This is a genomic window from Enterococcus plantarum (genome assembly GCF_001730295.1).
Classification (GTDB): domain Bacteria; phylum Bacillota; class Bacilli; order Lactobacillales; family Enterococcaceae; genus Enterococcus_L; species Enterococcus_L plantarum.
The window spans coordinates 1-12,868 of the sequence record NZ_MIKA01000022.1 but is presented as its reverse complement, the minus strand read 5'-3'; the positions used below and the strand labels follow the sequence as shown (position 1 = coordinate 12,868).

10 protein-coding genes are annotated in these 12,868 nt (G+C 36.1%); all 10 read left to right on the top strand.

Annotation, left to right across the window (positions count from 1 at the left end; all coding sequences use genetic code 11):
- Window positions 1–255 precede the first annotated feature (255 nt).
- The 10 genes from BCR22_RS08275 (at window position 256) to BCR22_RS08230 (ending at window position 12,741) form a co-directional block, all read left to right on the top strand.
- Entirely contained in the window at window positions 256–675 is a 420-nt protein-coding gene (locus BCR22_RS08275; protein ID WP_069654469.1) for a DUF6075 family protein, read from the top strand.
- Window positions 676–857: 182 nt separating this feature from the next.
- Window positions 858–1,154 carry a WXG100 family type VII secretion target gene (locus tag BCR22_RS08270; RefSeq protein WP_010761887.1) on the top strand — a complete coding sequence of 99 codons (297 nt, stop codon included), beginning with the start codon at window positions 858–860 and terminating at the stop codon, window positions 1,152–1,154.
- Window positions 1,155–1,437: 283 nt separating this feature from the next.
- Complete coding sequence (gene esaA, locus BCR22_RS08265; protein WP_069654468.1) at window positions 1,438–4,812, top strand: type VII secretion protein EsaA; 3,375 nt, start codon at window positions 1,438–1,440, stop codon at window positions 4,810–4,812.
- A gap of 31 nt (window positions 4,813–4,843) precedes the next feature.
- Window positions 4,844–5,338 (top strand): hypothetical protein, encoded by a 495-nt coding sequence (locus tag BCR22_RS08260; protein WP_069654467.1) that lies wholly within the window; start codon window positions 4,844–4,846, stop codon window positions 5,336–5,338.
- 14 nt (window positions 5,339–5,352) lie between these two features.
- Window positions 5,353–5,613, top strand: a complete 261-nt coding sequence (locus BCR22_RS08255) for a type VII secretion protein, YukD family (protein WP_069654466.1) — start codon at window positions 5,353–5,355, stop codon at window positions 5,611–5,613.
- A 13-nt stretch (window positions 5,614–5,626) separates the two neighbouring features.
- Window positions 5,627–6,799 (top strand): type VII secretion protein EssB, encoded by a 1,173-nt coding sequence (gene essB / locus BCR22_RS08250; protein WP_069654465.1) that lies wholly within the window; start codon window positions 5,627–5,629, stop codon window positions 6,797–6,799.
- Window positions 6,780–11,243 (top strand): type VII secretion protein EssC, encoded by a 4,464-nt coding sequence (essC, locus tag BCR22_RS08245; RefSeq protein ID WP_069654464.1) that lies wholly within the window; start codon window positions 6,780–6,782, stop codon window positions 11,241–11,243. The genes essB and essC overlap by 20 nt, the downstream gene beginning before the upstream one ends.
- A 33-nt stretch (window positions 11,244–11,276) precedes the next feature.
- A complete protein-coding gene (locus tag BCR22_RS08240) occupies window positions 11,277–11,714 on the top strand; it encodes a hypothetical protein (RefSeq protein WP_069654463.1) in 438 nt (145 codons plus the stop codon).
- A 23-nt stretch (window positions 11,715–11,737) separates the two neighbouring features.
- The gene (locus BCR22_RS08235; protein ID WP_069654462.1) at window positions 11,738–12,031 is read left to right on the top strand and encodes a TIGR04197 family type VII secretion effector; all 294 of its coding nucleotides are present in this window, start codon (window positions 11,738–11,740) and stop codon (window positions 12,029–12,031) included.
- Window positions 12,031–12,741: a DUF4176 domain-containing protein gene (locus BCR22_RS08230; protein WP_069654461.1), complete on the top strand. Its 711-nt coding sequence runs from the start codon at window positions 12,031–12,033 to the stop codon at window positions 12,739–12,741. Before BCR22_RS08235 ends, BCR22_RS08230 begins: the two co-directional genes overlap by 1 nt.
- Window positions 12,742–12,868 lie beyond the last annotated feature (127 nt).

Here is a 12,868-nt window from a genome sequence, read left to right as displayed (position 1 = left end):
GATCTTCCTTTCACTCCTTACTATAAACCTAAAAATAGGCAAATAGAGGGTAAACTCATCCGTCGATAAGTTTACCCTCTAATCTTAGTATGTTTTTAATTTTGATACATATCGAAAAAATATTACTAAGCTCATTGTCTTATAATCTATCAAATGGTAAACTTAATGTAAAATAAATATATACATCAATTTAAATAGAAAACTAATCTATATCTAATTAATATGTTTGAATAAAAATGTATGGGAGATATCAATATGAATCGTGATCTTATATTCAAAAACCAAGAACATATAACATTTTTTGAAAAAAATACTAAAGACAAAGAATTTAATTGCTATGAGTTTTCTTTAATTTATTTGCTAGGATTAGCGGAAGTGACCAGAATTCACTTTAACGAAATTTATTCAAAAGAATTAGGAGCTAAATATGAATCTATTTCTGCGGAATGGCAAACAGAGGAGTCTATTCGTTTAACAATTTTAGCATTTAACTTATATGAGGATTATCTATTTGGTTTTAGTGAGTTAACATATCAGAATAAACTAGCTCACGATTTTAACCATGAACAAAAAAATTGGGAGTCCTTCATTAAAATAAACTCAATTAGTAATCTATTTTCTGATGAAAAGCATAGAGAGTTTTATCTACAAGCAATCAGTTTACGATTGGATTGATTTAATATAAATATTTTACAAATAAAAAAAATATCTATTCTATAAAACATTAAAAATTATCATTTGGAAGTTTATTATTTCCTTTAAATCGTAATTTGTTTCTAAAAAACATTGACAAGTATACTTAGTGACCGATATACTATTTATGGAAACAATTTTAATATAGAGTAGGAGAGATTATAATGGCAGGAGCAATTTCGGTCACACCCGAGCAACTGAAATCACAAGCGAAGGTGTATACACAATCACAACAACAAATCCAAGATGCGATTCGTAAAGTAAATTCTATGAATCAACAAATCGCACAAGAATGGAAAGGTCAAGCGTTTCAATCGTATTTAGAACAATACAATCAATTAGAAGGAAACGTTAAAAAAATGGAAGAATTGTTGATCAGCATCAATAGTCAATTGAACAAATATGCTGATACAGTCGCACAACGTGACCAACAAGATGCAAGTTCTTTCGGTTTAAACTAAATTAGTTTTGAAATAAAAAGCGTCAGTGCAATTCATTGCGCGGACGCTTTTTAATTATTTAGCTACACGGGTTAGCCACTAGGGACTACTCCAATCGCATCAATTCCTAAGAGCTAAAGCTTTATGGATGGCTATGAAACACTATTGATGGATTTAGAGTAGTACCGATTTGGTGAAGGTCTCGGAACAAAGATAAAATATGCCTGAAAAAAACGACACAAGGATATTTGTCTCCAAGGCTATAAGAGCCCGTTACGCTTTTAAATTAGGAGAGAAGAGCAAATTGAAAAATAAACTAAAAAAATATCTTCCTATTATTTCGATCGTTGTCGGTAGCCTATTGTTCTTATTTATTCTTTCTTATATTGGTTTTAAAAGTGATAATGTTCAACAAACATCTAATGAAAAGGTCACAAAAATGCAGTATGTGTTAGTTAATGAAGACAAAGGAACTATTTTTGAAGGAAAGAAATATTCTCTGGGCACCGACTTTGTCACCTTGATCAATCAAGATACCGCTAACCGTTGGGAGACTACGACCAGAAATATTGCTAGTCGAGGAGTAGCGGATGGACAATTTGATGCACAGATTATTATTCCACAAGATTTCTCTGAACGATTGCTTTCATTGCAAAGTATAAATCCTGAAAAAGCTTTGGTGGAATATCAAGTAAGAGAAGGTCAAAATGAGATAACCAATCAGGCGATTCAGGTCAAAGTGAATGACATTTTAAAAGATTTTAATCAAAGAATCGTACAAATGTATTTTTCAAGTATTGTAGGAAACCTGTCTGAAGCACAACAAAACGTCAATCAAATTGTTGGATTAGAGACGGATCACAAAAATAATTTGGAGAAAACAATTTATCTACCCTTTAAAGAAGTGCCAACTAATTTTTCAAGTGTCATTGATACAGCAAGTATATTGGACGAAGACAATAAAATGTTTACGTCGGAACAAGAAGCGTTTGTTCAATCAGTGAAGCAATTGATGGAGAGTAACAATAGTGCTTTAGAGTCAAATAGCCAGTCAACAGAGGAAGTACAAAAATCTGTGAATGATTATGCAGATGAAGCAAATGAAAAATTAGCAACAGCTATTAAACAGTTTAATGAACAATTTGAGCTACAAACAGAGCAATTAGAGAATCAATGGCAAAACGATTTAACCGGATACAAAGCTCAATTTGACGGTTTCGATGATAGCATAAAAAATCAGTTGGCTCTGTTTTTTAAAAAGGGATCTGAGGGTACGAATGATTCTGGCGTTTATGCCAATTTTTTGACGAATGCTTCTTCATTTAAAGAATCACAAGGGAAGAGAATTGAAGAGCTAACGAGTGAAATAACAGAGTTGGAAAAACAAGTAGCGGAATTAACAACGTTAAAAGAGGATGTGGCAGAAAAGTATTACAACGATAGAAACGCCAATTCAGATAATGCGAAAGAAGACCAAGTTAAGCTAGCTATCTCAAAGTTATTATCACCTATTGAGAAAGAATCAGAAATTACGGAAGACGGGGAATACTTAACGGCTGTAAAAAATGAACTTGCGCAATTACAAAATCTTGCTCTTCCATCAAGTACGGATTTTCCCATTCTTTTAAATACGTTAGTGACTAAAGGATTGTTAACACAAGCAGAAAGCGATAAGTTAAGGGATTCATATAACATAGTGACACATTATGACCCAACTTTAACGGGTAATGGCAATCAATTCAATATAGTATCGACAGCTGAAAAAGAAGATATCTCATCTGATTTCAATGTAAAAAACACAGTGGAGATAAAGTTGACACCTGGAACAACCCAATCTTTAAAATTCTCACATACTTTTGAGGTAGGAAGCAGCGGTCTGGTCGAAATTGTTGATTTGGACAAGATTAGAGCAAATTTGGAACAGGCAATCATTGCTAAATTATCTGGTTCAGACTACACAGCAGCTGTTTCTATAGAAGGAACACAGCTAAATATAGCCATCATACTTAAGGACACAGGGAGTAGTGATCCGCCCAAAAAACCTACTCAATCTCAGATGTCTTACCAAATTAATTCCCAGATAAAATGGACTTATCCAAATGATTATACCGACTATGAGTATTTCGTATGCTATTATTCCTGGAGTTCAATCAATTCAACAAACTCTGGACAACTGGCTGCTTATATAGACAAAGATCAGCCTCTAAAACAAGATTTAGCTGAACTCTTTAGTTTGTTCACGACATTAACATCAGCAGCTGAAAAATTGACAACTCTTTACGCTGATCCAGCGCAGCTAAGTCTGAATAGCTTTGCTGATTATGTTACGAGCAACCCAGATAAAACATTCAATGAGTTAGCTACACCTGATTCTGTTTACTGGTTATATGATAATATCACTGACTCAAAAAAAGTTTCTCAGATTTCGGAGTCGCTCTACACAAATTATAGGGCAAATGGAGACAGTCTATATAACGACATTGAAGAGCAGATCAACAAGTTAAACGCTACAATCGGAACAAGTACTGATAAAAACGAAGGCGAAGCACTGACTTTATACGGCACGTTAAATCTTATGACGATTCCAGATACCATGCTACAGGAAGCCTCTTTATTGGGAGAATGGTTCGATAAGGCGAATCAAGACATTGATGCAACTTATAATTCATGGAAAGAAACAGAACGAGTAGCACCAGAATCTGTCATTACGGATACAAATGCGCATCCTGAAAAGAATGATACGGCTGCAATCAATTCAACTACAGAAAACTTGGTAAAAAATATCCAGACATTGGTTAGTAGTTCAACTGAAACAGCTAAAGCAACAGCAGAATCTGCGGCACAAGTCAAAGACGTTGCTCCAACGATTAAGATGTTGAAAGAATCTACAAATAAGGTGCAAACAGATGCAAATGACATCTTAACGAATTTAGACAAAACCGTTACAGAAGTGCATAAAAAAACAGATGATAATACTAAATATGCAGAAAAATTTGACAAAGTTCTTTCAAATACCAGAAATGGCGGTTCAGATAATTCAACGGTCTTTAACTTCTTGTCAAATCCTATTCAAGAAAAAGGCGATTTTGGAAAAGCAAGACAAAATTCTTTGATTCCTTATTATGCAACAATCATCGCTGCATTTATTATTATTTTGGTCGCAACAGCGATGCAAAAATACATGAAGCGAAGAAACGTATCCAAAACGGATTTATTGATGAATCCATCAAGAGCTTGGTATAACACGTCGAATGTGACGGTCATAGTAATAAGCAGCGTAGCATTGTCAATCGCATTTGCCCTTAATTTAAGTCTTGTTGTTGGGTCGAATGCTAAAATAGCCTGGTTTAGTTACGCCTTTTTAGTATTACTTGCGGGATTACTTTTGACCCTTGGCTGTATGAGACAGTTCCGATTACTGACGCTTTATCTTAGTGGAGCAACATTAGGCTTATTCTTTATGCTGACACCATTACTAGGAGTGGCGACTAAAACAGGAACATTTACAAATATACTCTATCGAGTGTCACCATTACAAAATATTCAAAATGGCTTTACGGCATTACTAAATGGAGCCAGTATTGGTTGGGTAAGTTATCTGATACTTGTAATCCTAGCATTGAGTGGAATTCTATTGAATTTTTGGGTGAAACCAGAAGACAAAAAAGTAAACGTATGATCTTTTCTATTATTTGTAAGGGAGAAAAACGATGCAACATAGACTAAAAATTGATGTTAAAACGATTTTAAAAGGAATGTTTGTTCCTATACTGTTCATTTTCTTACAAAGTGTTCCTGTTCATGCAGATATTGGCGATTTAAAAATAAATAATCAAGTGATTTACGAAAAGAATGAAGGTAGTCAGAATAATTCTACTACCTTTACAATTAATCAATTATTTATGAAAGACATGTCTGCTCAGGATAAACAATTAGATGAAGAAAAAATGAAGTTGATTACAAATGCACAAAAAGAAGTTTTTGTAAAAGAAACACCAGCACAACGTACTGTTACCCAAGAAATAACGCCCCTTCTTTTCTCAAATGGTTACACACTGAATGATAGTTTGGATTCAGGCGACTCAGGGTTAAAAAAAGGCAATAATATCGGGTTCATTTTACTATGTGTAGTTGGCGGCCTCTTTGTCGTAGGACTTGGAATCATATTAGGTCGAGCATTTCCTACATGGTTAAAAAAAGGATAGGAAGGTAGAATGTTATGAGGAAAGACACATCTATTGGTATTGGATTACATGTGGGGAAACAAATTATTGATTTACAGATTCCTATCAAAGTTTCTGGAAATCGTTTAAAAGAGTTATTGAGAGAATCACTAGAATTACTAAACATCTCTTTACCAGAAACATTTGAATTAGAGATACTAAACAAAGCAATTAAGTTAAACGGAGAAGTTCTTCTGGCCAATTATGCACTAGGTGACGGAGATCAATTAATTGTGAAAGAGACAATGAAAAAATAAAGGGGCCTATGACGTGAGTGAAGTAAAAGATATATCAGAAAAAATAGATATCCAAGTTCAAAAAGACAAGGTATTAGTCACATTACAAGCGAATCAATACCGCTTAGCAGAGCTGGATCAATTTCAAGCCGTTCTCCAAAAAAGAGACGCATTATTAGCTGGAGAACTGTTGGAGGCAACAGAAGAGCAGTTAGTCTTATCCTATGAAAAAGATAACTACGCGGTACCAATCGATGAAGCAATAAAAAAAATGTCTCCATTTAAGAGACTGCTTTTAGCACAAAAAATTCGCTTTATTGAGCCGTTTATCCATTCTACGATTCAACCATTTATCCACCCGAGAAATATTTTTCTTTTTGGAGAAGAACTTTCGATTGCACATAGAGGTTTTATGAATCTAGTTGTCCCACATGTGACGAATGAAGAAGACTTTTTAAAACAGTATCGTGCGTTGATTCTATTTATTCTTCATCCAAAATTAGATTACGAACGGTTGATCGAAGGATCTGGCACATTACAAGATCCTCTGTCTAAAAATATTCAAGCCGCACTTTCACCAGAACAAATCGATCAAATGATCAGTGAACAAGTCGTTATCCAAAAAATGAAACAAGAAAAACAAAATCAATTAGTTAACAAAAAAAGCTATACAGTGTTTAAATGGGGCAGTCTTGTGTTGCTGTTAGCAACGCTTGTTCTAGGTTTCTTTGTTGGAAATTATGCATTGAAAGAAGTTCCTACACAAGAAAGAATCATTACGGCAGAAGCGAATTACATTGCCAATGATTATTCAGGAGTATTGAGCACATTGAAAGAAGATACACCAGAAACCTTGCCTAAAAGTGCGAAATATGTTTACGCAGTAAGCTCAATACAACTAGATAATTTATCCAATGAGCAAAAAGAGATGATTTTGAATAATATTTCTCAAAAATCAAACGAAAATACACTTTTATATTGGATCTACATCGGAAAAGGTGCGTTCGAAAAAGCCCTTGATATTGCGCAAAACGTAGGAGACAATCAATTCATTTTACATGCCTATACGAAATTATACGAAGCAACAAAACTAGACACAAAAATGAATGGTGAAAAGAAACAAGAGCTATTGACGAAATACGAAGAAGCGATTGCTAAATATATGAAATTATTAGGAGGGGCAACCGATGATTCTGAAAACGAATAAAACAGAAGATGAGTCAACTGTTCCTATTGATGATCAAATGCAGCCAGCTGCCGATGTTCTTATGGATGTGTTCTATTTTGGTGATGACTTTTCGCACCACCAGCTAACGTCTTCAAAACAAGAACGAACGATTGACGGACATTCACTATCTTATGATGGACAACAAATTTTACTTGATAACAAACCATTCGAACAAGATAATACAACGTTTATAATAGTAAAACCAGCGGAATATCAAACAATCGCGACGAGCAAACCCAAAAAAGATTTTACGATCTCTTCTACGGCTTCCTCCGCAATTAGTCTACCAACTCCGGCATTTGTTTCAGTTACAGTTGAGGCAAAAACGACTAATTATACTGTTGATATTTACGCAAATGAAGAAACGATTTATTTCAACGGACAACGAATTGCTAAAGGAAAATTTGACTTTGGTACTGGCGATCAGCTAGTGATTGATAAACTGATTATAGAAGTACGAGAAAATCAGCTGAAGCTCACAAATTTAGGTACTGACTTTACATTAAATCCATTTGAAATCATTGAACAAAACTACCAACCTGAATACCCATCAGAATTTCCATTATTCAGACGAAGCCCGCGTATCCATTTAAAAGAACCGAAGATGGATGTAGAAGTAATGACACCGACACCGAAAGAAAAAGAAGGAAAAAATGAACTCTTAAGAACGTTGGTTCCTCCTTTAGGAATGGTGGTATTAAGTGGTGCTACAAGCTTTTTAAGTGGCGGAAATCCGATCATGATGCTGAGTATGGGGGGCGCTAGTTTATTAACGGCAGGTTTTTCTGTTTCGAGTTATTTTACCAATAAGAAAGAAACCAAAGAGAAAAATGAACGTAGCGAAGGCTCTTATAGACAATACCTGATTCAGAAAAAAGGAGACATTTCCCTTTTACAACAAGAACAAGAGCACGCTCTGACGTATATGTATCCTTCAATGAATGATCTTGCCTTGATGGCCAAAGACTACCAAGCACGAATTTATGAACGCATGACCACCAACGAAGATTTCCTAAAAATCCATGTTGGGACTGGCGAAATCAACTCAAGTTTTTCTGTAAAATATCAAGCGAATGAAGAAAGTGATTTAAGTTCGCTAGCGGAAAAACAACTCGTTTGGCCGTATCAACAATTAGAAGCTGCACCAATTGTTATTCCTTTGATGGATCAAACAGTGGGGCTAGCAGGGAATTATCCAGTATTACGAACAGCGATCCAAACGCTCTTATTCCAAATTTCAATGTTGCATTCATACCGAGATGTTGAATTTGTGACGCTGGTTCCAGAAAATGACTATGATGTCAATTGGCATGCGTGGCGTTGGCTGCCTCATTTGAAGATTCGCAGTTTGAATCTAAGAGGAATCATCCATAATGCCCAAACACGGGATATGGTGCTTAACTCGTTTTACCAAATTTTAACGAAAAGAAGACAAGAACTGAAAGAAAATGGCAATGAAAAGATTCGATTCCAGCCGCATTATGTATTCTCTATTTTAGAAGAGAGCTGGTTATCTGGACATGGGCTAAATGAATTTTTAGCAGAAGACATGAGTCCGTATGGTGTGACCGTGATTTGGGGGAAAGATGCCTTACCGATGTTGCCTGAAACAACGACGACATTGATCGATTACCAAAGTAGTGAAGCGGCGATCTTGATCAACCAAAATAATGAATATGTGAATCAAGCGTTTGTACCGACTCATTTACCAACGGCTTATCCGATTGAAGAAGCGTTGCAGAGATTGGCAAATTTACATCATGTTGAAGTGGAGAAGAATGCCATTCCAGAAGCAATCGATTTTCTTGAATTATACGATGTAAAAGCAGTTGATGAATTAAACATCGGCACACGTTGGACAAAAGCAGATACGTCTAAATCATTAGCGGTTCCATTAGGTGTGCGCGGTAAAGACGATATTGTTTACCTTAACCTACACGAACGAGCACATGGGCCTCACGGGTTAGTTGCTGGTACAACAGGGTCTGGTAAATCAGAAATCGTTCAAAGTTATATCTTATCTTTAGCGGTGAACTTTGCACCAGAAGATGTTGGCTTTTTACCGATTGACTTTAAAGGTGGAGGAATGGCGAATTTATTTGCTGACTTACCTCATTTACTGGGTTCTATTACCAATTTAGATGGCGCAAGTTCTGCTAGAGCTTTACAAAGTATTCGGGCAGAATTACAAAAAAGACAACGTAAATTTAGCCAATTTGGAGTGAATCATATCAATGGCTATACAAAATTATATAAACAAGGCAAAACAATTACAGATCCAGAAGAAAAGAAAAAATACCCAAGCGATCCACTGCCACACTTGTTCTTAATCAGTGATGAGTTTGCCGAACTAAAAGCCAATGAACCAGACTTTATGGCGGAACTTGTTTCAACGGCTCGAATCGGTCGTTCGTTAGGCGTCCATTTAATCTTAGCGACTCAAAAACCTAGTGGCGTTGTGGATGACCAAATTTGGTCGAACTCTCGTTTCAAACTAGCGTTGAAAGTAGCCGATGCCAATGATTCAAATGAAATCATCAAAACACCAGATGCGGCAACGATCACGCAACCAGGTCGCGCGTATTTACAAGTCGGAAACAACGAAATTTATGAACTATTCCAATCTGCTTGGAGCGGAGCGAATTATGATCCGTTTATTTCACGAGAAGAAAAAGTGGATGAACGTATTTGGCTGATCAATCAATTGGGACAATACGAATTATTAACAGCCGATTTGTCACAAGAAGAAGATACTGTTGTGAAAAAGGAAGAAGAAAAAACGCAGTTGGATGCCATTGTGGAAGCAATCCAAGCGTATTCAGAAGAAACCAACGCGGTATTACCAGAAAAACCTTGGCTTCCTCCACTAGAAACAGTGATTGATTCGCCTATTCTATCGAAGGAATGGAGCGATACAAGACAATTAAGCGTTCCATTTGGCTTTATGGATATTCCTTCTAAACAAGAGCAAGTCGTGTTCAACTTTAATTTTAATGAACTGACACATACGGCGTTTTATGGCTCACCTGGTTTTGGTAAATCAACGGCGCTTCAAACATTAGTAATGAATCTTGCGAGACTAAATACACCGAGTCAAGTGCAGTTTAATTTATTTGATTTCGGTACAAATGGTTTACTTCCGCTGAAAAAACTTCCTCATGTCGCAGATTTAGTGCGTTTAGAAGAAGAAGAGAAATTAGTGAAATTCTTGAAGCGAATCCGAAAAGAGATTCAAGAGCGAAAAGATGCATTTACCGATTATGGGGTAGCCAGTCTATCGCAATACGAAGAAAAATCAGGAAACAAACTTCCTGTAGTCATTACTATCATTGACGGATTTGATGCCATCAAGGAAAGTCCGTTAGAAGAAGAAATTGAATCTGTTGTGAACCAATTGCTACGAGAAGGGGCCAGTGTAGGTCTGTACGCTGTTTTATCTGTTCTTAGAACATCTACCTTCAAGATGAGCATGGCAAGCAATATACCGTCTCACATCGGTCTATTCCTTGTAGAAGAAGGTGCAATCAGAGATGTTGTTGGCCGAGATGCATTGATTCCGCAAGAAATCATTGGACGAGCACAAATCAAATTAGATGACCCGCATGAACTTCAAGTCTTTCTTCCAACACATGGCGAAAATGATATTGACCGCTTAAATCATTTAGAGCAAGAGATAGAAGCAATGGATAAAGACTGGACTGGTGAACGTCCTATTAAGATTCCGATGCTTGCAAAAGTGGTTTCAATGGCTGATTTCTACGAGTCAAAACAAACACAAATGATGCTGGAAAATATGCAATTGCCAATTGGTTTGGATAAAGAAACAACGAATGTAGTCGGATTTGACCCACAAGAACATGGCTATTTTGTGATTGGAGACGATTCACCGCAACAAACAGAATATATTGAAAAAGTGATTGTCGAAAATCTAAAACATTTTGAAGGACGAGCGCAACGAGTAGTCTTTAACGGCTCAGAACGTTTCGGTGGTTTTACGGAAAGCTTTGACATGATGGTTGCTGAACCAGATTACAGTACCTTTGTAAATGATTTAGTCAGCGAAATCGAGGTTCGTCAGGACGCAACTGATCCTGAACCAATGTTTGTCTATGTTCCAGAGGCGCATGTATTTGGAGATAAGACATTCATTACCAATGATGCAATTGACGTGTACCTAAGAAAAGCCGCGAAAGTGAAGATTTACTTTATTTTCCAAGGCAATCAAAAACAAATTGAAAATAGCTTCGATGACTTTAATAAACGACTACGTACGAATATCCCAGCAGGGATGATCGGTACACGTTTAGCGGATCAAGGATTTATCAATGTGAAATCAGGCTATAGTGAACCAACAGTTGAGCTAGATGAGTCTCATTTCTTTGTGGGTCGGAATGCTTGTCGAGTGAAGTTGGTTAGTGAATAGTTGATAGTTTAAGTGTAAAAGGAGGTAAAAGCGATGAGTAAAGACGATGCTGCAGAAAGAAAGCGTCAGGAAAAGAATGCTCAAAATAGACAAGAATCAACACGATGGCAACAAATTGGAAACGAACGAAAAGCAAATTATGATAAGAATCAAAAAAAATTAGAACGTCTAAAAGAAGCAAAAAGTAAATTAAATAATTCCATGAAGAACTTTTCGCAATTTGAGAATCAAGTGAAGCAATACCCAACAAAATTAAGCACAGGACAATTTAAAGGAACACTTCGAGATAAATTTGATGAAAAGGCCCAAAAAATGGGTACAACCTTGCATAAAGAGGAAAATTCCTATCAACAAAATATGGCAAAACTAGATGCAGAAATAGCAAAAAAAGAATTAGAACAAGGAGATTTGCTAAGTGCTGTAGAAAGTGCTTTTGATATGGCAAAAAATTTCTTGGCGTCTATCTTTTAGTTTGAGACAAGGAGTGATCATAGATGGGAAAAACAGGTGTAGATAAAGCGGCTTGGGATGCAGTAGTTTCAAAAGCAGACAGTGCTGTTTCAAGTATTTCCAAACCTACGATTAATGAATTAGGTAAAACAACCTTAAAACGCTTTAAAAAAGTGATAGAGACACAAAAGACACTAGTAAATACAGTAGAGTCTTTCAAAAATGTTTCGAGGACAGATACACAAAAAATGAAACAAGTTGCTGAAAACATTGTAAATGAGGATAAACAAGCATCTAAATCATTTGAACAAAATACAGCCAAAGTGAGGTTTAAGTGATGGCAAATTATGATTCAAAGAAATTCTTTGAAGGTGTTTTGATCAATGATGAATCACTTACCTTTGAAGTGACAGAAGAGCTGATTCTAACGGGTGTTCTCTTAGGAACAAATTTCCAGTTATTAAAATCGGTCTATAAAACATATCGGGATTTAGAACAGCAATTTGAACATAAACCTATGGTCGGTGCCAAGTTGAGCGTATTTTTTGATTATGAGGAACAAATGGTTACCTTTGATCGCCAATCAAGTCAGGTGGTATTGACTATCCCCCAATTTTTACAATACATTGGCAAAATTGATGTTGCGTTTGCCCCAATTTATCCAGTTGGAACAACCGTTGAACTGGATGAAAGTATGTTGCCAGAAAGTGTAGCAGGTATGTTTCAAGATGGCGAATTAGGTGCAATTGTCACTCTCACTGGAAGAAAAGTCCCGTTGATGTCCGGTTTTGATCAATACATTGTGGATTATTTAGGACGACTATGGCCATTTGGAGAAATCCCAGGAAATGATCCCATTTTGATTTCAAATATGATGATCAAACGTGTAATTGCCGAAAGTTATACAAATGAATATGAAGATGCCTTTTCCTTTGATGTATTACGGGCGACCCAAGTATTAAATCAACAAATCTCTACAGCCTACATGACGACAGAAGAAGCCATTTCTTATTATGAAACACTTTCTAGAATGGCCACAACGGAGTAGTGTATAAAAACGTAAAGAAAGGAGCAAATAATGGGCTTTCATGTCGAAACAGCCGAAATGAAAAAGGCGTTGGAACAGTATCAAAAACTATCAAAAACGGCACAAGAACAACTAAATAATGCGAAAA

Excerpts from the sequence above, each read along its gene's own strand:
- BCR22_RS08270 (WP_010761887.1), top strand. The coding sequence starts at position 858 with ATGGCAGGAGCAATTTCGGTCACACCCGAGCAACTGAAATCACAAGCG.
- BCR22_RS08240 (WP_069654463.1), top strand. The coding sequence starts at position 11,277 with ATGAGTAAAGACGATGCTGCAGAAAGAAAGCGTCAGGAAAAGAATGCT.
- BCR22_RS08230 (WP_069654461.1), top strand. The coding sequence starts at position 12,031 with ATGGCAAATTATGATTCAAAGAAATTCTTTGAAGGTGTTTTGATCAAT.
- BCR22_RS08235 (WP_069654462.1), top strand. The coding sequence starts at position 11,738 with ATGGGAAAAACAGGTGTAGATAAAGCGGCTTGGGATGCAGTAGTTTCA.
- BCR22_RS08275 (WP_069654469.1), top strand. The coding sequence starts at position 256 with ATGAATCGTGATCTTATATTCAAAAACCAAGAACATATAACATTTTTT.
- BCR22_RS08260 (WP_069654467.1), top strand. The coding sequence starts at position 4,844 with ATGCAACATAGACTAAAAATTGATGTTAAAACGATTTTAAAAGGAATG.
- BCR22_RS08255 (WP_069654466.1), top strand. The coding sequence starts at position 5,353 with ATGAGGAAAGACACATCTATTGGTATTGGATTACATGTGGGGAAACAA.
- essC (WP_069654464.1), top strand. The coding sequence starts at position 6,780 with ATGATTCTGAAAACGAATAAAACAGAAGATGAGTCAACTGTTCCTATT.